General features: G+C 64.5%; 24 protein-coding genes. 12 read left to right on the top strand and 12 right to left on the bottom strand.

What is annotated here, in order from left to right:
- Nucleotides 1-137 precede the first annotated feature (137 nt).
- The 5 genes from SPR01S_RS16885 to SPR01S_RS16865 form a co-directional block, all read right to left on the bottom strand.
- Nucleotides 138-1,049 (bottom strand): replication initiation protein, encoded by a 912-nt coding sequence (locus SPR01S_RS16885; protein ID WP_015063480.1) that lies wholly within the window; start codon nucleotides 1,047-1,049, stop codon nucleotides 138-140.
- A gap of 920 nt (nucleotides 1,050-1,969) precedes the next feature.
- Nucleotides 1,970-3,637 carry a type IV secretory system conjugative DNA transfer family protein gene (locus SPR01S_RS16880; RefSeq protein ID WP_020817742.1) on the bottom strand — a complete coding sequence of 556 codons (1,668 nt, stop codon included), beginning with the start codon at nucleotides 3,635-3,637 and terminating at the stop codon, nucleotides 1,970-1,972.
- Nucleotide 3,638: 1 nt separating this feature from the next.
- Nucleotides 3,639-4,553 carry a HEPN domain-containing protein gene (locus tag SPR01S_RS16875; protein ID WP_139139475.1) on the bottom strand — a complete coding sequence of 305 codons (915 nt, stop codon included), beginning with the start codon at nucleotides 4,551-4,553 and terminating at the stop codon, nucleotides 3,639-3,641.
- On the bottom strand, nucleotides 4,553-4,780 hold the full coding sequence (locus SPR01S_RS16870) for a conjugal transfer protein TraD (RefSeq protein ID WP_020817744.1): 228 nt from the start codon (nucleotides 4,778-4,780) through the stop codon (nucleotides 4,553-4,555). Before SPR01S_RS16870 ends, SPR01S_RS16875 begins: the two co-directional genes overlap by 1 nt.
- 37 nt (nucleotides 4,781-4,817) lie before the next feature.
- Nucleotides 4,818-5,123, bottom strand: coding sequence for a conjugal transfer protein TraD (locus tag SPR01S_RS16865; RefSeq protein WP_020817745.1), 306 nt, complete (start codon nucleotides 5,121-5,123; stop codon nucleotides 4,818-4,820).
- A gap of 173 nt (nucleotides 5,124-5,296) precedes the next feature.
- Here SPR01S_RS16865 and traA point away from each other — a divergent pair, with 173 nt between their 5' ends.
- Nucleotides 5,297-8,350, top strand: coding sequence for a Ti-type conjugative transfer relaxase TraA (gene traA, locus SPR01S_RS16860; RefSeq protein ID WP_020817746.1), 3,054 nt, complete (start codon nucleotides 5,297-5,299; stop codon nucleotides 8,348-8,350).
- 13 nt (nucleotides 8,351-8,363) lie between these two features.
- Entirely contained in the window at nucleotides 8,364-9,065 is a 702-nt protein-coding gene (locus SPR01S_RS16855) for a DUF6118 family protein (RefSeq protein WP_020817747.1), read from the top strand.
- A gap of 72 nt (nucleotides 9,066-9,137) precedes the next feature.
- On the opposite strand, the gene SPR01S_RS16850 is transcribed toward SPR01S_RS16855, so the two are convergent.
- The 4 genes from SPR01S_RS16850 to SPR01S_RS16835 are packed head-to-tail and all read right to left on the bottom strand — an operon-like array spanning nucleotide 9,138 to nucleotide 13,855.
- Complete coding sequence (locus SPR01S_RS16850; protein WP_020817748.1) at nucleotides 9,138-9,797, bottom strand: TetR/AcrR family transcriptional regulator; 660 nt, start codon at nucleotides 9,795-9,797, stop codon at nucleotides 9,138-9,140.
- A gap of 9 nt (nucleotides 9,798-9,806) precedes the next feature.
- On the bottom strand, nucleotides 9,807-11,276 hold the full coding sequence (locus SPR01S_RS16845; RefSeq protein WP_021224644.1) for a DHA2 family efflux MFS transporter permease subunit: 1,470 nt from the start codon (nucleotides 11,274-11,276) through the stop codon (nucleotides 9,807-9,809).
- Nucleotides 11,277-11,331: 55 nt separating this feature from the next.
- Entirely contained in the window at nucleotides 11,332-12,441 is a 1,110-nt protein-coding gene (locus tag SPR01S_RS16840) for an HlyD family secretion protein (protein ID WP_021224645.1), read from the bottom strand.
- A 13-nt stretch (nucleotides 12,442-12,454) separates the two neighbouring features.
- Entirely contained in the window at nucleotides 12,455-13,855 is a 1,401-nt protein-coding gene (locus SPR01S_RS16835) for an efflux transporter outer membrane subunit (RefSeq protein WP_020817751.1), read from the bottom strand.
- A 108-nt stretch (nucleotides 13,856-13,963) separates the two neighbouring features.
- Here SPR01S_RS16835 and SPR01S_RS16830 point away from each other — a divergent pair, with 108 nt between their 5' ends.
- From SPR01S_RS16830 to SPR01S_RS16800, 7 genes are all read left to right on the top strand, one after another.
- Nucleotides 13,964-14,629 (top strand): TetR/AcrR family transcriptional regulator, encoded by a 666-nt coding sequence (locus SPR01S_RS16830; RefSeq protein ID WP_020817752.1) that lies wholly within the window; start codon nucleotides 13,964-13,966, stop codon nucleotides 14,627-14,629.
- Complete coding sequence (gene sdhC / locus SPR01S_RS16825; RefSeq protein WP_021224646.1) at nucleotides 14,622-15,011, top strand: succinate dehydrogenase, cytochrome b556 subunit; 390 nt, start codon at nucleotides 14,622-14,624, stop codon at nucleotides 15,009-15,011. Before SPR01S_RS16830 ends, sdhC begins: the two co-directional genes overlap by 8 nt.
- Nucleotides 15,012-15,224: 213 nt before the next feature.
- The gene (locus SPR01S_RS16820) at nucleotides 15,225-16,256 is read left to right on the top strand and encodes a TetR/AcrR family transcriptional regulator C-terminal domain-containing protein (RefSeq protein WP_020817754.1); all 1,032 of its coding nucleotides are present in this window, start codon (nucleotides 15,225-15,227) and stop codon (nucleotides 16,254-16,256) included.
- Nucleotides 16,257-16,313: 57 nt separating this feature from the next.
- Nucleotides 16,314-16,532, top strand: a complete 219-nt coding sequence (locus SPR01S_RS16815) for a hypothetical protein (RefSeq protein WP_020817755.1) — start codon at nucleotides 16,314-16,316, stop codon at nucleotides 16,530-16,532.
- A gap of 161 nt (nucleotides 16,533-16,693) precedes the next feature.
- The gene (locus SPR01S_RS16810) at nucleotides 16,694-17,059 is read left to right on the top strand and encodes a DUF7673 family protein (protein WP_015063471.1); all 366 of its coding nucleotides are present in this window, start codon (nucleotides 16,694-16,696) and stop codon (nucleotides 17,057-17,059) included.
- A gap of 34 nt (nucleotides 17,060-17,093) precedes the next feature.
- Nucleotides 17,094-17,465, top strand: coding sequence for a hypothetical protein (locus SPR01S_RS16805; RefSeq protein WP_015063472.1), 372 nt, complete (start codon nucleotides 17,094-17,096; stop codon nucleotides 17,463-17,465).
- The gene (locus SPR01S_RS16800; RefSeq protein WP_020817756.1) at nucleotides 17,462-18,430 is read left to right on the top strand and encodes a tyrosine-type recombinase/integrase; all 969 of its coding nucleotides are present in this window, start codon (nucleotides 17,462-17,464) and stop codon (nucleotides 18,428-18,430) included. Before SPR01S_RS16805 ends, SPR01S_RS16800 begins: the two co-directional genes overlap by 4 nt.
- Here the strand turns inward: SPR01S_RS16800 and SPR01S_RS16795 are convergent.
- The 3 genes from SPR01S_RS16795 to SPR01S_RS16785 are packed head-to-tail and all read right to left on the bottom strand — an operon-like array spanning nucleotide 18,427 to nucleotide 19,754.
- Nucleotides 18,427-19,047, bottom strand: a complete 621-nt coding sequence (locus tag SPR01S_RS16795; RefSeq protein ID WP_015063474.1) for a histidine phosphatase family protein — start codon at nucleotides 19,045-19,047, stop codon at nucleotides 18,427-18,429. The two genes, SPR01S_RS16800 and SPR01S_RS16795, sit on opposite strands and share 4 nt — an antisense overlap.
- A gap of 6 nt (nucleotides 19,048-19,053) precedes the next feature.
- Nucleotides 19,054-19,332 (bottom strand): toxin-antitoxin system HicB family antitoxin, encoded by a 279-nt coding sequence (locus tag SPR01S_RS16790; RefSeq protein WP_020817757.1) that lies wholly within the window; start codon nucleotides 19,330-19,332, stop codon nucleotides 19,054-19,056.
- A 2-nt stretch (nucleotides 19,333-19,334) separates the two neighbouring features.
- Nucleotides 19,335-19,754, bottom strand: coding sequence for a putative toxin-antitoxin system toxin component, PIN family (locus tag SPR01S_RS16785; protein ID WP_020817758.1), 420 nt, complete (start codon nucleotides 19,752-19,754; stop codon nucleotides 19,335-19,337).
- 502 nt (nucleotides 19,755-20,256) lie between these two features.
- Between SPR01S_RS16785 and SPR01S_RS16780 the strand changes: the two genes are divergently transcribed.
- The 3 genes from SPR01S_RS16780 to SPR01S_RS16770 form a co-directional block, all read left to right on the top strand.
- Complete coding sequence (locus SPR01S_RS16780; protein WP_020817759.1) at nucleotides 20,257-20,892, top strand: transcription elongation protein SprT; 636 nt, start codon at nucleotides 20,257-20,259, stop codon at nucleotides 20,890-20,892.
- Between the two features lie 80 nt (nucleotides 20,893-20,972).
- On the top strand, nucleotides 20,973-21,608 hold the full coding sequence (locus tag SPR01S_RS16775; RefSeq protein WP_015063478.1) for an AAA family ATPase: 636 nt from the start codon (nucleotides 20,973-20,975) through the stop codon (nucleotides 21,606-21,608).
- 25 nt (nucleotides 21,609-21,633) lie between these two features.
- Nucleotides 21,634-21,834, top strand: a 201-nt coding sequence (locus SPR01S_RS16770) for a hypothetical protein (RefSeq protein ID WP_066591494.1), incomplete at its 3' end; no start/stop codon positions are given.

The raw sequence follows: 21,834 nt of genomic DNA, 5'->3' as shown, positions 1-21,834 counted from the left end.
GGGATCAGCCGCAGCGCATGGATTCAGTTCACGGTGAGCCGCGCGCTCGATGCTGGCGAGGGATAGGGCCGGCGAGGAGATGGGCGTCGCAGGCTAGGCAGGCGCAGCGCGCGAAAAGTGAGTTTTGGGGTAGGGCCTCACCTTTGGGCCGCTGGCGCGCTGAAATCCACCAGCACCGGCATTTCGGGTATGTCTCCGCGCAGCTTCGCCCGCCGCACAATGCTATGCTGGTCGATCAGGTTTTGCGCGTCGCGACGGCCGCTCATGGTCTTGGGAAGCCACATCATCGAAACCCGCTCGACCTTGCGGCCCTTCTTGATCGGGGTGAACTCGACCCAGAAGGGGCAGAGCTTGTTGATTTCCTCTTGAGCGACCTTGAGGCAGTATTTGTTGAAATCGGCGAAGCGTTCCAACTTGCCTTCCGGCACGTTGAGCAGGCCGCGCAGCTCCGCGATAGTGAACTCCTCGCTTTGCTTGTATTCGAGGCCGATACGGCGCTCGATCATTTCATAGAGGCAGAGCGCGTATTTCGACTCGAAACAATACATCACTTGCGTCTTGAGGCGGGCATAGACCTCGCTGTTACGCAAAATCTCAATCAGTTCTTCGGGGATGCGGTAATGCAGGAACCCGTCTTTTTCGAGGCTTTCATCGCTGGGGCCGAGAAGCTGGACGCGGCGCTTAAAGCTCTTGCCGCCCTTGCGGATCGTGACGATCGCGATGGTGCCCATCAGGCGCAGCAGCGAGCTTTCTATGCGCTCATTGCCCTGGTGCGTGCCTTTGAGCGCGCTTTTCGGGATGCGGTGGATGACCGGCTCGCCGATCCGCTCCCAGGCGTTGGCGATCAGCAGGTTATAGATTCGCCGATCGGCGAGGGTGAGGGGGGACAGCTCGACAATATCGACCAGCTCGCCGGGTTTGACAATTTCTCCATAATTGGCGGGATCAAAGGGATTGCCGCGTCCCTTTTGCGCGAGGGTCAGAGCGGTGTCGCCGTCCAGGGCAACCTTTGCCTTTCCGCCATTTACAGGTGAGGTTGCATGATTCATGCGCTCACCTTAGCAATTAAAGTGAGCTAGGCAATTCTTAAAGCTCGCCGTTCGACCATAGGGAGGGGATACCCCAAAACTCACCGATGAAAATGCCCATACCCCAACACTCACCGGACTCGACCCCAACACTCACCTTTACCGACCCCAAAGCTCACCGAAGGCTACCCGAAAACTCACGCGACTCGACCCCAACACTCACTTTTCGAGGCCATTTCTCTAGGTTTTCTGCGGGTTTGAGGCACCCTGAATCTTGAATCTAAGAAGAATCTTTGAATCAGAACGCGAACGGTGAGCTTTGGGGTAGGTTCGTCTGTGGATAACTCGCCACGCTATCCCGCGCCGCTGCTGAAGAAGAAGAAAAGCGCCGCCTCTTGGGGGCTTCGCCCCCGCCGGCTCGCGGCCTTCGGCCGCCCCGGATGGCTAAAGCCATCCTCCCACCCGGCATCCCCCATGATGAGCCGGCTTCGCCGGCACGCTTTTAATTATAAAGGGAGATTAGTCGCACCGTAGCGCCCAACCTTCCAGCACCGCGCCCAGCTCCACTGTCGCAATTGGCTTTCCAGAAAAGCCAGGCGGATAGGGCAGCGATCTATTCGAGAGGGCAGGGCAGGCGGAAACGTCGCTACTGGTGCGATTTCCGGGCCGCTGGACGGCATTTCGGGCGTTCGATAGGTCGGGGAGAGTCGAACGTGCTAAGCCGCTCTATGGGCGTCCCAGGGCAGGATTTTTCTGAAAGTAGATCCTTGTCGCCTCGCCGCGCCGACCCGCGAAAAGTGAGCCGATACCCCAAAACTCACCTTTCGCGCGGCAGCGGTAGATTTTCAACGCTTTCGGACGATTTCACGGATGCCGATATATGGCGGAACGCCATCGGTTAGATATACAAATGATATTATGATGCTTGCGCTTGAAGCCGTTTAAACGGGCTGCACCGGATCGAACCGTCCCGCGAACTCGCGATCGACATAATAGGCGAGCTTGGTGGCGACGATCGGGCGCTGGCCGGCGAGGAACAGGAGCTGCAAATCGGGCCGCAGGGTGCGGACTTCATCGGGGGTCAGCAGCGGGCGGCCGACATGTTGCACGCCGAACGAGATTCCGGTTTCGTCGGCATCGAGAGCGCGGCTCATCGTCTCGAACATCACCGTTTCCTGGCCGAGCAGATCGGAGACGAGCTTGGCGCTGTCATGGTCGTTGACGCCGAATATCTGTAACGCCCCGGCATTGGAGAAGAAGGTGCCGGCGCGCTCGCGGTAGAGCGTGCGGAGCTGGTGAATATCTTGGCAAATCGGCCAGAGCTGGACGCCGTAGCCGGCCATCAGGCCCATAGCGCGTTCGACCGGATCGAGGCGGCCGAGCGCGGCAAATTCATCGAGCAGGAACAGGACGGGGCGGGCAGGGACCGCGCCGCGCGACAGATCGGTGAGGGCTTGCGCGATCATCAGGCGCAGCCAGCGGGCATAGGCGGCGATGCGATCGGGCGGCAGGACGAGGAAGATTGTCGCCGGCGACGCCTTCATGTCGGCGAACGCGAAATCCGAGCGGCCGAGAACCCGGCCCATGCGTGGGGAATCGAGGAAATGGGTATGGCGCTGCGCGGCCGACAGCACGCCGGAGGCTTCCTTGTCGGACTTGCCGAGATGGCGATTGGCGGCGCGCGCGACCAGGCCGCCGCAGCCTTGCATGTCGGAGAGCAGGGCGGCGAAGGCTTGCGGGGCGAGCGTCAGATGATCGCGCAGCGTGGCGAGGGTGCGGGTCGCGGGCGGCTCGCTGGCGACGATATGGAGGATCAGGCCGGCGATCAGCGCCTTGGCTTCGTCGTTCCAATGCGCCTCGCCCGCTTCGCCGGGAGCGTCATAGACCAGCGCGTCGGCGAGCGTCATGGCGTCGTCGGCGAGATCGAGACCGGCGGGGTCGATCCGATCCAGCGGATTGAAGGCGGCCGAGGGCAGGCCGGTGATGCCGAACGGATCGAGGATATGGACCGGACCGAACCTGGCGCGCTCGCGCGCGGTGACGATGGCGTTCTCGCCCTTGGGGTCGATGCACACGACCGGGCCGGGATAGTCGATCAGGTTGGGAATGATCGTGCCCACCCCCTTGCCGGTGCGCGTCGGCGCGATCGTCAGCAGATGGGCGGGGCCGGGATAGCGCAGCAGCTTGCGGGTTTTCATGTCGCGGCCGATCAGCAGGCCGGTATCGGCGCGGGCGAGGGCGCGCGTCTCGTTCGCCGTGGCGAAGCGGGCCGAGCCGTGCGTGTCGTCGCCGTCAAGGCCACCATAGCGCAGGATTAGCGGTTGAAAGAGGGCGCGCAGGACGATGAGGATGACGACTAGGCCCGTCAGCATCATCAATGCCTGGTAGATCAGGGAATCGCGGGGCAGGCCGAGCAGCTTTTCCGCGATGAGCGGCATCCCCAGCCCCAGCACCAGGGCGACGATCAGGAACAGGGCCGCGACGCGCAGCAGATGGCGAATGAGGGCGATCGGGCTAAGGGTCAGCGCCGTGATCGCCCATATTGGATTGCGGCGCGACAGGCGGGCGACGTTGCGGAGCGCGCGGCCGAGCTGGCGGAACCATTCCATGTCAGGCCGTTCCTTTTCCGTTGCCGGCGAGGTGTTCCGCGCAGATCGCGGCTGCGATCGCGTGGAGATGCTTCACGCGGTAGATGATCCACGCCAGTTCGTCGGGGGTGATTTCATAGGCCGGGGAATAGCGTGCCTCGACATAGGCGCGCTGGAGCTGCGCGAAGGCGCGGCGAGCGGCGCGGGTGTCGCGCGGCCAGGCTTCGATCAGCCGGGGGTCTAGGTTTTCGGCGAGCGAGCGCAGGACGGTCAGGCGGTGCGACTTGGGGCTGTAGAGCGTCAGGACGAGCAGGAGGCCATGATAGGCGCGCTCGACGGCCTGGTGGAGCATGAAGGCGGCATGGTTGGTCTTGCCGTCGCGGATCGCATATTCGGCGAGCGTCAGGCAGTAAGCGGCATCGGGGAGCCACTTGTCATAGTGCGCCATGGCTTCGGCGTGGCGTTCCTCCGCGTAGAGCTGGCGGGGCGCAGCGAGGCGCTGTCCCGGCGCTTCGTAGAGGGCGATGCCGTCGCGGGCTATGTCGGCGAAGAAGGGACGGCCGCGCGCGAGCTGGTCGTTCACGTCCATCAGCGAATGAACGATGAAATTGACGGGGGTGGCGAGGTGCCTGGTGACGGTCAGCTCGCGCACCAGATGATCGTCAGCGGCCGCCCACCATGTTTGCAGATCGGTGAAGGTGTCGGAGTTGACGACGATGAGCAGGTCATAGTCGGAAATATAGCCGCTGGCGCGATCCTCGACCCAATCGCCGCGCGCATAGGAGCCGAACAGGATCAGCTTGAGGATGCGGCCGCCCTTGCGCTTGTCGGAGAGCTTGGTTTTGACAGCATCCTCAAATTCATCGAACAGGACGCGGGCGACCCGTTCCAGCTCGCGGCGCTTGACGGCGGGAAGATGATCGAGGCCGTCGCGCATCATGTCGGACCCGCCCCGGCGTTCGCCTCCGCGTCAAACGCTCGCTTGCCGCGCCGCTTCCAGAGCGCCAGCATATTGCTGGCGTCGTCACCCTGGACACGCGCGGCGAGGTCGAGCATCGCACCGTAAAGGGTGGCGCGGTCGTCGTCGGTCAGATCGACAAGGCCGGCTTTCTGGACGAGGCCGCCCAGCTCTATGAGATGGCGGGTGCGTTCGCGGCGGGCCACGACCCATCCCCTCGTATCAGTGCGGCGCTGCGCGGCTTCAACGCGGCGTCTCGCCTGCGCCAGTCTCGTGTCCGCCTTGAGTGTTGCCGCCAGCGCGTCGGGAAGCCTTGCGCCCGCGTCCCTGAAAGAAGGCCGCGCCCTTCACGCGCCACGCCTCCCTTTCGTCCGCGTTGGCGCTTTCGGTAGCAGCGAGTAGCGCGCCCGCCAGCGTGTCGGGGTCGAGTGCGTCGGCCCCGGTGGACGTGACTAGCTCGCCGAGCTGCTGAACCTTCTTCGCCTTGAGCGCGCGCGCCTTGTCGTTCAGCGCCCGCAGCTCCGCGTCATAGTCGCGCACCTTCCGCATATCCTCTCCCTCGCGCCCAGGATCAGGGACGCAGCGTAGCACGATCGCGCGCGCGAGGAACGCCCCCGGCAGAAAAAATGCGGCGAAGTCAATCACGCGAACGTCAGAGAGTGTGAGTGCGCGCTTATACGTCGTTGCCGACGTGCGCTAAGAAAGGCAATATAGCGGCCGTCATGGCGATCTACCATTTCTCGGCCAAGGTCATCAGTCGCGCCAACGGATCGAGCGCCGTTGCCAGCGCGGCCTATCGCGCGGCGGAACGGCTGCACGATGACCGACTCGGGCGCGACCATGATTTCTCGAACAAGGCCGGAGTCGTCCATTCGGAAATCATGCTGCCCGAAGGTGCGCCGGAGCGTTTAAACGATCGCGCGACCTTGTGGAACGAGGTCGAGGCGGGAGAGAAACGCAAGGACGCCCAGCTTGCCCGCGAGATCGAGTTTTCGATTCCGCGCGAGTTGAACCAGGCGCAGGGTGTCGCGCTCGCCTGCGAGTTTGTCGAAAAGCAGTTCGTCGAACGCGGCATGGTCGCAGACATGAACGTGCATTGGGACAGGGGGAAGGACGGCCAGCCCAAACCGCACGCGCATGTCATGTTGTCGATGCGCGAGGTTGGCCCCGAGGGCTTCGGCCAGAAGGTGCGCGAGTGGAACTCGACGCAGCTTTTGCAGGAGTGGCGCGAGGCGTGGGCGGACCATGTGAACGAGCGCCTAGCCGAGCTGGATATTGATGCTCGCATAGATCACCGGACCCTGGCGGCGCAGGGCATCGACCTTGAGCCGCAGCACAAGATCGGGCCGGCGGCGTCGCGTATGCCCGAACAGGGGCTTGAGGCCGAACGGGTCGAGGACCATGCCCGGATCGCGCGCGAGAATGGCGAGAAGATCATCGCCAGTCCCGAAATCGCGCTCGACGCCATCACCCGGCAGCAGGCGACGTTCACGCGCCGCGACCTGGCGCAGTTCGCGTTCCGGCACAGCGACGGCAAGGATCAGTTCGACCAGGTGATGAGCGCGGTGCGATCCTCGCCCGAGCTGGTGGCGCTGGGGCGGGACGGGAAGGGCGAGGATCGGTTCACGTCGCGCGACATGATCGCGGCCGAGCAGCGGTTGGAACGCGCCGCCGAAGGGCTGGCGATCGACCGGGGGCATGGCGTCGCCGATGCCCATGTGACCCGCGCGCTGGCGTCGGCCGAGGGCAGGGGGCTGGACCTGTCGGCCGAGCAGCGCGGGGCGTTGGCGCATATCACCGGCGACAAGGGCCTGGCGTCGGTCGTCGGCTATGCCGGCAGCGGCAAGTCGGCGATGCTGGGGGTGGCGCGCGAGGCGTGGGAGGCACAGGGCTACACGGTGCGGGGCGCGGCGCTGTCGGGCATCGCGGCCGAGAATCTGGAAGGCGGGTCCGCCATCGCGTCGCGGACGATCGCCAGCCTTGAATATCAATGGGAGCAGGGCCGCGAGCTGCTAGGCCCCCGCGACGTGCTGGTGATCGACGAGGCCGGCATGATCGGCACGCGCCAGATGGAGCGCGTGCTGTCCCATGCCGAGCAGGCCGGGGCGAAGGTCGTTCTTGTCGGCGACCCCGAGCAGTTGCAGGCGATCGAGGCCGGCGCGGCGTTCCGGGCCGTGACCGAGCGCCACGGTTGGGCCGAGATCACCGAGATACGCCGGCAGCGCGAGGACTGGCAGCGCGACGCGACCAGGGCGCTGGCGACGGGCAGGGCGGGCGAGGCGATCCATGCCTATGAGGCGCATGGAATGGTGCAGGCGGCCGAGACGCGCAGCCAAGCCCGCGCCGACCTTGTGGACCGCTGGGATGCCGAGCGCATCGCCGCGCCGGATCAGTCGCGGATCATCCTCACCCATACCAATGCCGAGGTGCGCGATTTGAACCTAGCCGCGCGCGATCGGCTGCGCGACGGTGGCGAGCTGGGGCCGGACGTGCGCGTGTCGGCCGAGCGGGGCGCGCGGGCGTTCGCGAACGGCGACCGCATCATGTTCCTGAAAAACGAGCGCGGGCTAGGGGTGAAGAACGGCACGCTGGGGAAGGTCGAGCAGGTCAGCCCCGAGCGCATGGCCGTTCGCCTTGATGACGGCCGCAGCGTCGCGTTCGACCTGAAAGATTATGCCCATGTCGATCACGGCTATGCCGCCACCATCCATAAATCGCAGGGCGTGACGGTCGATCGGGCGCATGTGCTGGCGACCCCCGGCATGGACCGTCATTCCGCCTATGTGGCGCTGTCGCGGCACCGCGACGGGGTGCAGCTCCATTATGGCCGCGACGACTTCGCCGATTATCGCCGGCTTGTCCGCACGCTGTCGCGCGAGCGGGCGAAGGATATGGCGTCGGATTATGGCCGTGCCCCTGATAGTCGTGATCGCGACGCCGAAGCGCGGGCCTTCGCCGATCGGCGGGGCCTCTCGGGCGAGATCCGCTTGCCGGATGCGCCCCGCGAGGCAGGGCGAGATCCGCGCGCGGAGATCTCGCCAACAGAGCGAGGATCTTCCGCAGCGCCCGAACGGGGCATGTTCGCGGGTTTCACGCCGCGCCCGATCGAGCGCACGCCCGCGGCCGAACAGACGCCGCGGCGCGGCATGTTCGACGGCTTGAAGCTGTCGGCCGAGCCGGCGAAGCCTGCCCCGGCGCGTGCCGATCGCGGCGAGGACCGCGCTTTCACGCGCGCGGTCGAGCGCGCCTCGCGTTCGGCCGAGGCGGTGTTGCAGGCGCGCGCATCAGGCGGGCCGGTGCTGGAACATCAGAAAGTCGCGCTCGAACGCGCGACGGAGGCGCTGGACCAGATCAGGCCCGGAGCCTCGCGCGATATGGCGTCGGCGTTCCAGCGCGACCCCGCCTTGCTGCGCGAGGCGGCGGCGGGGCGCAGCGGCCCGATGGTCGAGGCGATGCGGCATGAGGCCCGCGTGCGCGCCGATCCTGCCCTGCGCGCCGATCGCTTCGTGGAACGCTGGCAGGCGCTTCGCCAGGACCGCGACCGGCTTTATCGCGCCGGCGACATGACGGGGCGCGAGAAGGCGGGCAAGGAAATGGCGGGCATGGCGAAAAGCCTTGAGCGCGATCCCCAGGTGGAATCGATCCTGCGCGGCCGTGTCCGCGAGCTGGGGCTTGAGATCGGCATGAACCGCAGCCGCGACATGGGGCGGGGCGATTTGGGCCGCCAGTTGACGCAGGATTTGGGGATAGGCCGTGATCGTGGATTGAGCCGGTAAGGAGAAAAGAACGATGGATGAGGATAGCCAGGAGCGCGACGACCCGGCGCTGGCGTTCGAGCGGTTGCGCGGCGAGGTGTCGTTGTTGCGCCATGCGGTCGAGGCGCTGACCACGGCGCGCGAGTCCATCGACATTCCCGATTACGAGCCGACGCTAGAGCGCACCGAAAAGGTGCTGGGTATCCTGGTGCAGCAGATCGACGGCGTGCGGAAAAGCCCCGCCATGACGCTCACCCCGGAGAATATGGGGGGCCGTTTAAACGCTTCCGTTGCCGAGGCGACCCGCGAATTGCAGCATCAGGTCCAATCCACGAAATCGGCCTTGTCGTCCGCGACCTTCGACTTGCAAAAAATGGTCGCGTCTGCGCGGCGCGGCGATGTGCAAAATCGCTGGCTCGCTATCGCCGGGGGCGGTGGCCTGGTGCTGGGGCTGTTGCTCTATGCGCTGCTCGCCGGCCCGATCGCCCGGATGATGCCGGCGAGCTGGCTTTGGCCCGAGAGCATGGCGACGCGGGCGCTTGGCGAAAAGTCGGCATGGGATGCGGGGCAACGGTTGATGCAGACGGCCGCGCCGGAGAGCTGGGGCTTGATCGTCGCGGCCGCCCCGCTCGCCGATGGCAACCGCGAAGCGGTGCAGGCGTGCCGCGAGCAGGCCGAGAAGGCGAAGAAGCCGGTGCGCTGCACGATCGAAGTGAGGCCCGCGACCGCGCAATAGGTGGAGTTTTCAAGCCTGTCGCCGCCGCACCTGCCCCCGTCATGCGGGATTCACGCCCCGTTCCGCAATGGCTCACCTTGCTCTCCGGGGGCGGGAGCCATAGCCATGCAAGAACATGTCCACGGCCTCGGCCGCTTCTCTGGCGATCGCGTCGGCCGAGCTGTCCAGTTCCAGCCCGCACACCCGCCGCACCAGCAACCGGCACATGCATATCTCCAGAAGCTGTTCCGCCGCCCGCAAACTGGACGGCGCGCGCGAGCGGGGCAAGAGTCGGCCTGCGCGGAGCTGTCCTTCCAGAAGCTCGGACAGCATCAGATGATGCGCCAGTAGCACCCGCCGATAATAAGCGCGGCCCAACTCTGGAAAGCGTTGGCCCTCCGCGACGATGAGGCGGAAAATCGTCTCGGCCACCGGCGTCAGCATGGCCGACATGAACGCCGTGCAATAGTCGATCAGCCGTTGCCGCGCGTCGCCCTGCGAAGGGGCGACGCTGCGCGGCTCGATTTCGTCCAGCCAGGCGGAGAGGGCGGCCGCGAACAAATCCTCCTTTGATTGGAAATAGGCCCAAAGCGTGGCTTTGGACCCGCCAATCTCGGCCGCGATGGCGGACATGGAAGCACCGCCGAACCCATGTTCAGCAAAGTGCCGCTGCGCGATCGTCACGATCGCGCAGCGGCGCTCTTCGCGTTTGATCCCGCGCCGGGGTGCCTCGCCATCAAGATTGCGCGGCACGGAACCGCCTCAATGGCTGACTTGTTGGAGCGGTCCTTTGGGTCGTTTCGCGAGCCAGATTACCCCTGCGAACACCAGAATAAGGATCGTCGCCATCGCATAGAAATCGTTGGTGGCGAGCATCACGGCCTGCATGTCCACCATTCGGGAGAAGGCGGCGAGGCCGGAACCGGGCTGCAATCCGGGCAGAGACGCAGGAGCCATTGTCGGGTCAATGATCGCGACCAGCTCGGCGCGATTTCCTTTCGTCGCATTCTCCCAATAGGTCGAAGTCAGCGACGCGCCCACCGCCATCGCCATGATGCGGATGAAGTTTTGCAACCCCGAACCGTTGGCGATCTTTTCGGGGGGAAGCTCCGACACGCCCAGCGACGTGAGCGTGACCAGACAGGCCGGCACACCAGCGCCAAGCACGAACATGGGGATCGCGACCGACATGAAATCAGCCTGCGCGTTCAGCAGCGCGCGCATGAAGAAGGAGATGGCGAGAACCACCATACCATAGGTGACGATCAGGCGCGGGTCGATCTTGCCCATGAGCCGCCCGACGATCGGGGCCGTCACGACCGCCAAAATCCCCATGGGCGCGGTCGCAAAGCCCGCCCAGGTCGCGGTGTAGCCCATCATCTGTTGCAGCCAGAGCGGGGTCAGCACGATATTTCCGAAGAACAGCCCGAACATTAGCCCCAGCGATAGCGTGGAGATGAGCCAGGTCCGGTTTTTGAACACCGAAAGGTCGATCACCGGATCATCGTCGGTCAGCTCCCACAGGATCAGCGCGCCGAGCGCGATCGCCGCGACGATCGCCATCCAGACGATGAAGGAGGATGAGAACCAGTCCAGTTCGCGCCCCTTGTCGATCATGGTCTGGAACGCGCTCACGAACACGACGAGGAGAAGGAGGCCCACTATGTCGATCCGGCTGCGCGAGATCGGCGTTTCGCGGTTGTGCAGCAGCCACCAGGCGACGCCGCTAACGGCAAGCCCGAAGAAGATGTTGATGTAGAAAATCCAGCCCCAATGATAATTGTCGGAGATGTAGCCTCCGAGGATAGGGCCGAAGATCGGGGCCACCACGGTCGTCATGCCCCATATCGCCAAAGCGATGTTGCTCTTGTCCTTGGGAAAGACCGAAATCAGCAGGGTGGCCGATAGCGGGATGATCGGGCCACCCGCGAAACCTTGCAGGATGCGGAACAGCACCAGGAAGCCGAGCGAGCCGGACAGCCCGCAAAGGATCGAGCAAATCACGAAGGCGATGACGCAGGCCGTGAACAGCCGCACTTCCCCGAACCGGCGCGAGAGCCAGCCCGTCAGGGGAACGGTGATGGCTTCGGCGACCGCATAGGCCGTGATGATCCACGTCCCCTCTGTCGTTGAGACACCAAGATCGCCCGAAATCGTCGGCATCGCCACATTGGCGATCGTCGTATCGAGCACCACCACGAAATTGCCGAACGCCAGCGCGGCCGCCGCCATGGCGAGTTTCGCGCCTGTCAGCGGCGGATAACCCTCAGCACTATGTGCGGACATTTCAGCGTGCCCCGGAAAGATCGACCGTTGCGTGCATCGACAAGCCGACGCGCAGCGGATGCTCTTTCAGTTCCTTCGGATCGAGCCGGATGCGAACGGGAAGGCGCTGGACGACCTTGATCCAGTTGCCGGTCGCGTTCTGCGCGGGGATCGCGGCAAAGGCCGAGCCGGAACCGCCTGCGAACCCTTCCACGCGGCCATGATACACCACGTCCGAGCCGTAGAGGTCCGAGGTGAGATGCACCGGCTGACCGGGCTTGACGCCGCGAAGCTGGCCTTCCTTGAAGTTGGCATCGACATACATATCCTGCACGGGAACAACGACCATCACCGGCACGCCTGGCTGCACCCGCTGGCCGACCGCGACATGGCGCTGATCCACGACGCCATCGACCGGCGCGCGGATGACGGCGCGTGAGAGGTCGACCTTTGCCTGATCCAGACGCGCCTTCGCGGCAAGAACTTCCGGGTTGGTTTCGACGGTCGTGTCCTCGACAAGCACCTGATTGGCGCGCCGCGCGCCAGCGGCGGCCGCGACACGCGCCTTGGCCTGGTTGACGGCGGCTTGCGCCACCCGAACCGCCGTTTGCGAGTCCGACAATTCCTGCTGCGAGATCGCGCCGGGCGCGGCGAGACGCTGGCGACGCCGCTCATCGAGCAACGCCTTGTCGAGATCGGCCTGCGCGCGAAGCAGATCGGCCGCGCCCACGCCCTCCTGGCCTGCGAGATTCACGTCATTTTCCTGAACCTGCCGGACCTGCCGACGCGCGCGGCCGAGCGCCGCTTCGGCCTGCGCGACCGCAAGGCGCAGATCGGTGTCGTCCAGCTCCACCAGCACGTCGCCGGCGCGCACCGCCTGGGTGTTGACGACAGCCACCCGCTTGACCGGGCCGCCGACAAGCGGCGTGACCTGCGACACCTCGACATTCGTGTAGGCGTTCTCGGTCGATTCCGTGTCGCCGGCGATGAAGGTCGCCCATATCCACCAGCACAGGGCGATCAGGACGATTGCGCCGCCGAAGATGAGGAACAGCCGCTTTCGCTTCCCGCTCTTGGACGGGGGCGGGGTGTCCTGCATATCGTGGTCTTGCTCAAGGGTGGCGTCGGTCATCGGTTATTCCCAGTCAAGAGTTGGTATCGCTGGCCGGGACAGCCGCCTTGAAGCCGCCGCCCAGGGCTTTCGCCAAGGCAATGTCGAGGATGAAGCCCCGCAGGCGCAGGGCGGCCGCTTGCTCGCGCGCGGCCAGAAGGGCGTCCTCGCTGATGAGGACCGATTGGTAGTCGGAGAGGCCCCCTTCATAGCGCATCTTGGCGAGGCCATAAGCCGCGTCCTGGCGCGCGACCGCCGCATCTGTCCGATCCACGCGCTCATGGAGCGCCCGCAGCGACGTTGCCGCGTCAGCGGCTTGATGGAGTGCCTGGAGTAGTGTTTCGTTGTAGGTCGCGACCGCCGCGTCATAGTCGCCCCGCGCACCGCGATAGCGTGCGCTTAATCGCCCGCCCTGGAAGATCGGCAGGCTGATCGCAGGCCCGAAGGAACCGATCACCGATTCCGACTTGAAAAGATTGTCGAGGCCGAACGAGGCAAGACCGATGAGGCCGCTGATATTGACGTTCGGATAGAAGCCGGCGCGGGCGACGCCTATGCGCTCGGCGGCGGATTCCACCCGCCATCTTGCGGAAACGACTTGCGGATTACGTCCGACGAGTTCGGCCGGAATGTTTGCCGGCAGGGCGTCGGGGCGTCGGGTGCGAAGTGTAGGGGCTTCGATCGACAGGCCGCGATCCGGCCCCGCGCCCACCAGCGCCGCGAGCGCATTGCGGCTAAGCCCGATCGCCTCGTTTATCGCCGCGAGTTGGGCTTCGGCGCTCTCGACGCCGCCTTGTGCCTGTTCCAGCGACGTGCGCGGCTCAAGGCCGGCATCGAAACGCCGTGACACCAGATCGAGCGTTGCCCGCCGTATCCGCACCGCATCGGTGGCGACGTCCTGACGGACCAGCAATTGCGCGAAATCGACATAGGTGGTGGACACGGCCGCCGCGAGGGCGAGGCGGGCCGTCGCGTCATCGGCTTCGGCCGCCTTTTTCTCCGAGACAGTGGCGCGCAGCGCCTTCCTGTTCTTGCCCCAAAGATCAAGGTCGTAGTTGAGGCTTCCGAGGCCCGCCACCAGCATGTGCCAGTCGCCATCGGTAGGCAGACCGATGCTTTGTGTAATGCGCGATTCGCGCCCGGTAACGGTAGCGCCGACGCTAGGCAGGAGGGCCGCCCGCGCCAGCTCGACCTGCGCGCCCGCCATACGGATTCGTGCGGCCGCTTGCTCGATGGTCGGTGAATCCCGCAGCGCCTCACTGACCAGCGCATCGAGTTGCGCGTCGTCGAAGGACCGCCACCAATCATCGTTCGGCCAATCCTGCGACGAACCCGCGAGCGAGCGCGTCGATGAGAATGAGCCGGGCAGGGCCGGGTCGGGGCGGGGACCAAGATTAGGGATGCTCGCACATCCGCTCAGTCCGGCCACCAGCATAAGTGTCGCTATTCGCCGCATCGTCCACCGTTGGTAATTCAGATTACCGCTTGATCGGTAAGGTAACGGACATTACCAGTCAATGAGGTAAGGCGAATGGAGTTGCAAATGGCCACAGCCACCCACGCGCGCCGTCCGTCGAAGAACGCCAGGCGGGCCGCCATCCTCGAAGCGGCAGCGCAGGTCTTTTTCGAGCAGGGCTATGCCGCCACCAGCATCGACGCGATCATCGAGCGTCTCGGCGGCTCGAAGCGAACGATCTACAACGAGTTTGGCAGCAAGGAGGGGCTGTTCACCGCCCTGGTTTCTGAAAACGCGGGCACGGCACTTTCCGCCCTTGCGGTTGATGGTCTGGAGGGCCGGAGTCTTAGCGAGGTTCTACTTGAATTTGGCCGGCGCTTACTCGCTATCTACATGTCTCCCGGTTTGATCGGCGTCTATCGTTCGATCATGCCCGAAGCTGGCCGCTTTCCAGAGCTGGCGCGCGAATTTTTCGAGAAGGGGCCGGGTCGCGCTTCCGATCGGCTCGCCGAGGTTCTGGAAGAAGCCCGCGATCGCGGCGAAATCGAACTCGAAGATTGTCGGGGTGCGGCAGACCACTTCGTCGGCATGTTTCGCGACAATCTCCATCTGCAAGTTGTTCTTGGCCTCCGACCGCCGCCATCGCCCCCCGAGGCCGAAGCAGCCGTGACCTCCGCCGTCGGGATTTTCCTCCACGGAATCTACGGCGTGGACCGGGAAGGGAGAGCGAAGGGGCAGATGAGCAATGGCTAATACGAAACAGCGACCGCTATCGCCGCACGCGACGATTTATCGACCACCGATCGCAATGATGACGTCGATCATGCATCGTTTATCCGCCATTGCGATATCGCTGGTCGGGATGCCCTTGCTGCTTTGGTGGTTGTGGTCGATTTCCGAAGGCGCCGACGCATATGAGCGCTTTACCGCCTTCGCGACGAGCTGGTTCGGCACATACATCCTGTTCGGGTTGTCCTGGTGCGTGTTCCAGCATCTAGCATCGGGCATCCGCCACTTCGTCATGGATATTGGAGCTGGGTATCGCCTCAAGACGGCGCGCTTGGGAGCGATCGGCACCTTTGTATTTTCATCGACCATGACCTTGGGATTCTGGACAATATTGGAAATGAAATAGCATCGGGACGTTATGTTATGAGTTCCCCTAAGAAGCATGAAATTCAAAGTCTCATAGAGATGCTATCCATTAGCAACAGCATGGGAGCGACTATACAGCTTGTCTTGGTAGTCGCAGCGCTTTGTGCGGTTTTCAGCACATTATTCTGGTGGATACGATGATCGCGATTGTCGCGTCACGTTGTCCCCTAAAGACCTGACGGGGCCTCGCGCGATGGTGGCCAACGACAACGAGCCGATACCGCACACGGAGTGCCGGGAAGGGCGCGTCGAGACGCATGAGGCGTCGCTGTCGGAAAGTCTGTCGCGTCTCGAATTGACTATCATCGCGCTTGCCGAGGCCGACAGTCCGGCGAGCCTTTTCGAGCCTTCCCGCCTGCACAGATGGTATCGCGTTCTTGTTGCCACGCGGTTGCCCAACCGGCTCGCGAATCCGCGACTTGAGGCGCTGCGGCGTTTCGCGATTCTGGCTCGCTACGGCCTCGCTGATGACCCTGGCGAACGTATGAGAATTGCAAGGGCGGGGTTCAACATGGAGCAGATCGAGCTGATCGCGGGCCGGGTCGCGGCCTTTCGCAACCGGCCACATGGCATCTTCTCGACCATAGCGGCTTGGCGTTTCCGCGTATTGGTGCGTCTGCTTTCTACGAAGCAGGCTCCCGACGAAGATGATGTGGCGTCTGCAAACCCGGATATGGGCAAGCCAGTAAATCCAGATGAACAATCGAACGGCGATGAAGGAGCGACAGCGCGCCTAGGTGCGGGTCCGAACACCGATTTCAGCGGTCGTTGGGTCGTTTCTCTTAGGAGCGGCGGCGATGACCATGATCTTCGCGCTATCCTCACCGAATTTGGCCAGCGGCTTCTCACGGCGATCACTTCGCCAACGCTTCTTCCGATCTACAAGGCAGCGGTTGGCGACCCCGGAATTTCGCCGGATTCTATCAAACAATTTTTCGATGATGGTCCCCGCGCCGTGACCGATGGCCTCGCCCATATGCTTCGGAGCGCCGCGACGAGGGAGGAAATCTTTGTCAATGACTGCGCGATCGCCGCGCAGCAGTTCGTGGGAATGGTGCGCGCCAATATCCAATTGGAGGTGGCTCTAGGACTCCGCCCCGCCCCGCCACCAGATGAAATACGGCATGTCGTCGACCAAGCCGTCGAGATTTTCCTTCGCGGTATCCAATGCAAATGCCCGCCGCCGCGCCCGCAGGCAGCAACGGTCCAGCGTGGGCGGCGATGACCGATCGGATGTGGCTGATTCCCCCCAATCCCCAAAACCAGAGAAAGGGAAACTTTGATGTCAAACCTTGTGGAAGTCATGATCGGGACGGAGCGCAGCTCGGCTACGGCGCTTGGTGATTATCATTTCACGAAGCATCCCGCGATCGGCGAGAGAGTGGACATTGATGCGAAATCCCTGATCGTGGTCGATGCTTGGCACCGGCCCAGCACAACATTCGCCGGCTCTAAATTTACCGTTGTGCTGAACGAACACGCCGAACCTGCAAACAGATAGGCGACCACCATCGACCCCCCCCGTCGATGCGATAGGTTGCCGCGCGGCTGCGTGTAAGCAGGCACGCAGCCGCGCTTCCGTCAAATTTTGGTGGCCCGATTCCCCTGCCAGTTTATGTATGATAATGTCCTTTATCATACATTCAAAAGGACCGGGATTGCATGACCGAGAAGGCCGCCACGACACCCCCGCAGCGCCGCCCGATCATCCGGGCCGTGAGCTTCGATGAAGTCGGCGAGGCGATCGGCCGCTTGCTCCCGATCGCCATGCCGCCCACGCGCGCGGCCGAGACGGGCGCATCGGCGAAGGTCGCCGATTTCTTGTTGGCCTGGTGGAACGGCGACGAGTGCGGGCATTTCCCGATCCTGCACCTTTGCAACGTCGATGCCGTCATTGCCGAGGATATGCTGACCATCATGGCCTATCTGGCGCAGGAGCCGACCACCTACGCCGACGCATGGGGCTATCGCGACGCGATGCACGACCTTTGGGTGCGGTATCGCGGCGATCCTACCGAGAGCGTTTAAACGTGCCGGAGATCCACGACCAAAAGGGAGTCCTATGACCGACGACGAGTTGCCCGACGACAACCCCGCCGAGCGCGCCCAGGCCAAGGCGCTGCGCGAGCAGGCCCGCGCGGGCGGCTTGCGCTTCGAGGCGTATCTACCCGGCAGCATGGCCGATTGGCTGCTGGCGCAGATCGAGCGGGGTAGGTTCGCCGACCCTTCCGAGGCGGTGTTCCTGATCGTCCAGAACTTCATCGAAATGGAGCCGCACCGCGACCTACAGGACGAGCTGCTGCGCCGGATATTGCAGGCCCGCATTGACGATCCGAGGCCGGGGATTCCGCATGATGAGGCTTGCGCCAGAATCGATCGCTTGCTTGCCGAGCCTCGCCCCGATCCGGCACGATGGGAGAAGATCGCGCGATGAACCAGCTCGCCCCCCTGCCCTCGCCCGCATCGTCGCCGGCGCTGCCGGCGTTGATCGCGGCGGCCGACGATGACACGCGGCGGCGCTTCCTTGAGTTCTTCGCCGTCACCATCCGCAACCCCCACACGCGGCGCGCTTATGCGCGCGCAGCGGGCGACTTCCTCGCCTGGTGTGAGGCGCGCGGCGTCGCCTCGCTCGCCGGCGTGCAGCCGCTTCATGTCGCGGCCTGGGTCGAGGCGCTGGGGCGCGAGCTGGCCGCGCCCAGCGTCAAACAGCAGCTCGCCGGCGTGCGTCACCTGTTCGACTGGCTGGTGACGGGCCATATCGTGCCGGTGAATCCCGCCGGATCGGTGCGCGGACCGGCGCATAGCCAGCGGCGCGGCAAGACGCCGGTGCTGGCCCCCGACGAGGCGCGGCGGTTGCTCGACAGCATTGACGTGACCACCCATGCCGGCCTGCGCGACCGCGCCCTGATCGGCCTCATGGTCTATAGCTTCGCCCGGATTGGTGCCGCGCTCTCCATGCGCGTCGAGGACGTGTTCGTGCAGAACCGCCGCCTATGGGTGCGGCTGCACGAAAAGGGTGGCAAGCGCCATGAAATGCCCTGCCATCACAATCTTGAGCATTACCTGGTCGAATATATCGACGGGTGCGGTTTGCGCGAGGACCGCAAAGGGCCGCTGTTCCGCACCATCGCGCGCGGCACTAAGCGACTAAGCGATACCCCCCTGCCCCAAGCCAATGCCTTCGCGATGGTGCGGCGGCGCGCGGCGGCGGCCGAGATCGGCACGGCGATCGGCAATCACAGTTTCCGCGCGACCGGGATCACCACCTATTTGAAGAATGGCGGCACGTTGGAGACGGCCGCGACGATGGCGAACCACAGCTCGACGCGCACCACCCAGCTCTACGATCGACGGCCTGATGACGTGACGCTGGACGAGGTGGAGCGGGTGTTGATCTAGGCGGCGACCGCTGGCCCACAGGCCCAGCGGTCGCCCTGCCAATGAAACCCCACCCGCTGCGCGTTGCCGATCGCGGGCGGCTCCCCCTTGCGCCAGAACGCGCGCATCTTGGCCCGGTCATCCATATGAGCGTCGGCGACGATTGCGCGTGCGGCCTGGATGAATTGCCCATGCCCGAACACATAGGCCAGCGAGTCAGCAGGCATGGCGGCGAGACGCGCCAGCGCGGCCTCGCAGCGCCGTAGCAGCGTGCCGAAGCTCTCCGCCCCTTCCCCGTCGCAATAATCAGGATCGGCCGCGCTCCAATAGCGTTCGAGGTGCGGCATCCTTTCGGCGCTGCGCGTGCCGTTCCATCGGGAGGGTTGGAGATAGGTAAATTCTTCGATCGGCCACGTCTCCACCGGCACGCCGGGAAAGCGCGCGATCGTCGGCGCGGCCGTCTGCCGGGTGCGGGTATAAGGCGACGTGACGATAAGCGCGGGCGCTTCCGTCCAGCTCGCCGCGACCGCGCGGGCCTGTTCCTGGCCGCGCTCCGTCAGCTCGATCGTCGCCAGATCGTGACACGGCACGCCGGCGTTGCCGGTGCTTTCGCCGTGCCGGATGAAGATGGCCCTCATGCCGGATTACTGGCGCAGGCGATCGAGCGTCCAGCCTTCCGGCAATTCGTCGCCGGCTTCGGGCGGCCGATTAGGCACCTTGTCGAGAATACGGCCCAGGCCGCTGCCGGTGTGGCCCTTCGCGCGGCGCGTGAAGAACTCGGCCGCCGTCTCGACCGCGCCAATTTTCTGCGCGACCGCCGTTGCGATCCATTGATTGAGGCTAACGCCATCTTCCTTTGCCAGTCGCGCCGCTGCCGCCTTGATCGAGGTTGGCAGCTTGAGCGGGTAGGTCGCCTTGCTCATTGTCATAACTCCTTCAACAGATCGGCGGGCTGCATCAACCGGATTCCGAAGCGCGGGGCTGCGCCCCGGAAATCGCGGATATTATAAGTCACAAGCGCATCGGCCCGCCCGTTAATCGCCGCTTCCAACACCATTTCGTCGTCGGGGTCGCGTAGTTGCGGCCGCCACAGCAAATGCACCTCCACCGGCTCGATCAGCGCCGCCAGCTCGCCAAGCAGTTCGTCCACGGCCTCCAACGTCAGCCCCGACACTTGCCGCTGCTCCGGTCGTTTCAGCACGTCCTCATATTCGAGGAACAGCGACGGCGTGGCGAGTATCTTCAAGCGGCCATACTCGACGGCGCGCAGTAGGGCGAAGCTCGCTCCCGTTTGGCTCCGCAGCGCCGTGGCGATAACCGAGGTATCTAATACGACTCTTTGCATCGCGCTTAATATAACATCCTATGGGATGTTTTTCTAGATGGCTCTAGTCCGCCACTGGCGAAGCGATGAGCCGGCGACAAGGCGAGTAGAAATCAATCATCTGTATATCATAACGCTATCGTTACGCTGTCATATGGACATTAAAAGGCAATATCGGGCGCGACCCTTCGGGCACGGCTCTATCTCCGCGTGACCGCTCCGACCAAGCCCGCAAGCGGTCTTGGCGCATAAGCGTGACGATCCTCGCGTGAGGCAGGGGCCTTGCCCCTGCCCTGTCGTGCCGGCGTGCGCCGGCGTGTCGTTTATTTGCGTGGGGAGAGGGCGTTCCGTCCCCCTCTCCCCAGCAACGGGAATCAGCGGGACCGGGTTGGCGCGAAGCGCCCGCCCGCACCACTCCCGCAGATTCCCGCTGCCCCCCTCTCCTGTCGTCGTTCTTGGGCGTCCGTGTTCCGGCCGATGGCACGGCCATCGCCGGACAGGCGATTTGAAGGGAGTAAAAACGATGACGCAGGACAACCGGGAAAGCTGGCTCAATGCGGTGGCGGCGGGCATGGCCCCGCTGTTCGAGGCGCTGGACGCCCCCCTGCCCGCGCATATCCGCGTGGCGATCGGCTTCACCAGCACGGGCCGCAAGGGCAAGGCGATCGGCGAGTGCTGGGACAACCGGCTTAGTGCAGATGGGCATTTTGAAATCTTTATCCGTCCCGACCTCGCCCACGCGGCCGACGCCATGCCGGCGCAGATCGCGGCGATCCTCGCGCATGAACTGGTCCACGCGGCCGTGGGCATCCCGGCAGGGCATGGGAAGGCGTTTAAACGGGTCGCCCTTGGCCTTGGCCTGGTCGGGCCGATGCGGGCGACGACACCGGGCGAGGCGTTTCTTGTCGCTATCGCGCCGATCCTAAAAGCCGTTGGCCCCCTCCCCCATGCCCGTCTCGATACGGACGGCGAATCCACCGCTCCCAAGAAGCAGAAAACCCGGATGCTCAAATGTGAGTGCGCGACGTGCGGCTATACGGTGAGGACCGCGCGCAAGTGGCTTGAGCTGGCCGGAGCGCCGCTTTGCCCGATCGAGGATCATGGCCAGATGGAGCACGAACCGCTGGACGACGAGGACGAGGGGGAGGGCGGCGAATAATCGCCGCCATCAAATGTATATCGCCTAGCATTACAAACGCTGCTATATAGCGCGCACATTGCCAGCGGAGCGAGAGCGGAATGATATTGGCGGTCGGAAACACCAAGGGCGGCGTCGGCAAGACCACGCTCGCCGTGAACCTCGCGGTCGCGCGCGCGCTTGCGGGCCGCGACCTTCTGCTAGTGGACGGCGACGAGCAGGGAACCGCCCTTACCTTCACGGAGCTGCGCGCCGAGCGGCTTGGCGAGGCTGGCTATACCGCCGTCGCGCTCACTGGCGCGGCTCTTCGCAGCCAGGTCCGCCAGCTCGCCCCCAAATATGATGACATCATCATCGACGTAGGCGGACGCGATACCGGCTCGCTGCGCGCCGCGCTCACCGTGGCCGACACGCTGCTGGTGCCGGTGCAGCCGCGCAGCTTTGACGTGTGGGCGCTCGACCAGGTGGCGGCGCTGGTGGCCGAGGCGCGCGAGATCAACGAGGGGCTGCGCGCCGTCGCGGTCCTCAACGGCGCGGACCCGCAGGGCGGCGACAATGAGGCGGCCTTGCAGATGATCGGCGATATTGAGGGGATCGAGGTGCTGCCCACGTCGATCGTGCGCCGCAAAGCGTTCCCGAACGCGGCGGCCGAGGGCAGGGCGGTGGTCGAGCAATCCCCGCGCGACGCCAAGGCGATAGACGAGCTGGCCGCATTGGTCAGTGCGGTATTTGTATAGCATAATGATAGCGGAGTGAATGAAAATGGCTATCGCTCGTAAACCGAATAGCAAGCCCAAGCCGCCCGTTACCGACGACGCGGCCGACGCCTTCATAGCCGGTGCCGCGAAACCGACAGCGCCGGCGATCACGGAGGCGGCCGAGGACGGGCCGCGCAAGTCGCCGGTCATGTTGCGGTTCGATCGCGCTTTGCTGGCGAAGGTCGATGCGGCGGCGAAGCGGCGC

It is taken from the genome of Sphingomonas pruni NBRC 15498 (assembly GCF_001598455.1).
Taxonomy (GTDB): Bacteria; Pseudomonadota; Alphaproteobacteria; order Sphingomonadales; family Sphingomonadaceae; genus Sphingomonas; species Sphingomonas pruni.
Note: the sequence above shows the minus strand (reverse complement) of the source record. Positions and strands in the feature narration are given on the sequence as shown.

Coding starts and splice junctions, on each gene's coding strand:
- SPR01S_RS16830 (WP_020817752.1), top strand. CDS start 13,964: ATGGCCACAGCCACCCACGCGCGCCGTCCGTCGAAGAACGCCAGGCGG.
- SPR01S_RS16815 (WP_020817755.1), top strand. CDS start 16,314: ATGTCAAACCTTGTGGAAGTCATGATCGGGACGGAGCGCAGCTCGGCT.
- SPR01S_RS16875 (WP_139139475.1), bottom strand. CDS start 4,553: ATGCGCGACGGCCTCGATCATCTTCCCGCCGTCAAGCGCCGCGAGCTG.
- SPR01S_RS16835 (WP_020817751.1), bottom strand. CDS start 13,855: ATGCTGGTGGCCGGACTGAGCGGATGTGCGAGCATCCCTAATCTTGGT.
- traA (WP_020817746.1), top strand. CDS start 5,297: ATGGCGATCTACCATTTCTCGGCCAAGGTCATCAGTCGCGCCAACGGA.
- SPR01S_RS16785 (WP_020817758.1), bottom strand. CDS start 19,754: ATGCAAAGAGTCGTATTAGATACCTCGGTTATCGCCACGGCGCTGCGG.
- SPR01S_RS16845 (WP_021224644.1), bottom strand. CDS start 11,276: ATGGCGGCGGCCGCGCTGGCGTTCGGCAATTTCGTGGTGGTGCTCGAT.
- SPR01S_RS16810 (WP_015063471.1), top strand. CDS start 16,694: ATGACCGAGAAGGCCGCCACGACACCCCCGCAGCGCCGCCCGATCATC.
- SPR01S_RS16775 (WP_015063478.1), top strand. CDS start 20,973: ATGATATTGGCGGTCGGAAACACCAAGGGCGGCGTCGGCAAGACCACG.
- sdhC (WP_021224646.1), top strand. CDS start 14,622: ATGGCTAATACGAAACAGCGACCGCTATCGCCGCACGCGACGATTTAT.
- SPR01S_RS16800 (WP_020817756.1), top strand. CDS start 17,462: ATGAACCAGCTCGCCCCCCTGCCCTCGCCCGCATCGTCGCCGGCGCTG.
- SPR01S_RS16820 (WP_020817754.1), top strand. CDS start 15,225: ATGGTGGCCAACGACAACGAGCCGATACCGCACACGGAGTGCCGGGAA.
- SPR01S_RS16880 (WP_020817742.1), bottom strand. CDS start 3,637: ATGGAATGGTTCCGCCAGCTCGGCCGCGCGCTCCGCAACGTCGCCCGC.
- SPR01S_RS16795 (WP_015063474.1), bottom strand. CDS start 19,047: ATGAGGGCCATCTTCATCCGGCACGGCGAAAGCACCGGCAACGCCGGC.
- SPR01S_RS16865 (WP_020817745.1), bottom strand. CDS start 5,123: ATGCGGAAGGTGCGCGACTATGACGCGGAGCTGCGGGCGCTGAACGAC.
- SPR01S_RS16855 (WP_020817747.1), top strand. CDS start 8,364: ATGGATGAGGATAGCCAGGAGCGCGACGACCCGGCGCTGGCGTTCGAG.
- SPR01S_RS16805 (WP_015063472.1), top strand. CDS start 17,094: ATGACCGACGACGAGTTGCCCGACGACAACCCCGCCGAGCGCGCCCAG.
- SPR01S_RS16780 (WP_020817759.1), top strand. CDS start 20,257: ATGACGCAGGACAACCGGGAAAGCTGGCTCAATGCGGTGGCGGCGGGC.
- SPR01S_RS16885 (WP_015063480.1), bottom strand. CDS start 1,049: ATGAATCATGCAACCTCACCTGTAAATGGCGGAAAGGCAAAGGTTGCC.
- SPR01S_RS16790 (WP_020817757.1), bottom strand. CDS start 19,332: ATGAGCAAGGCGACCTACCCGCTCAAGCTGCCAACCTCGATCAAGGCG.
- SPR01S_RS16840 (WP_021224645.1), bottom strand. CDS start 12,441: ATGACCGACGCCACCCTTGAGCAAGACCACGATATGCAGGACACCCCG.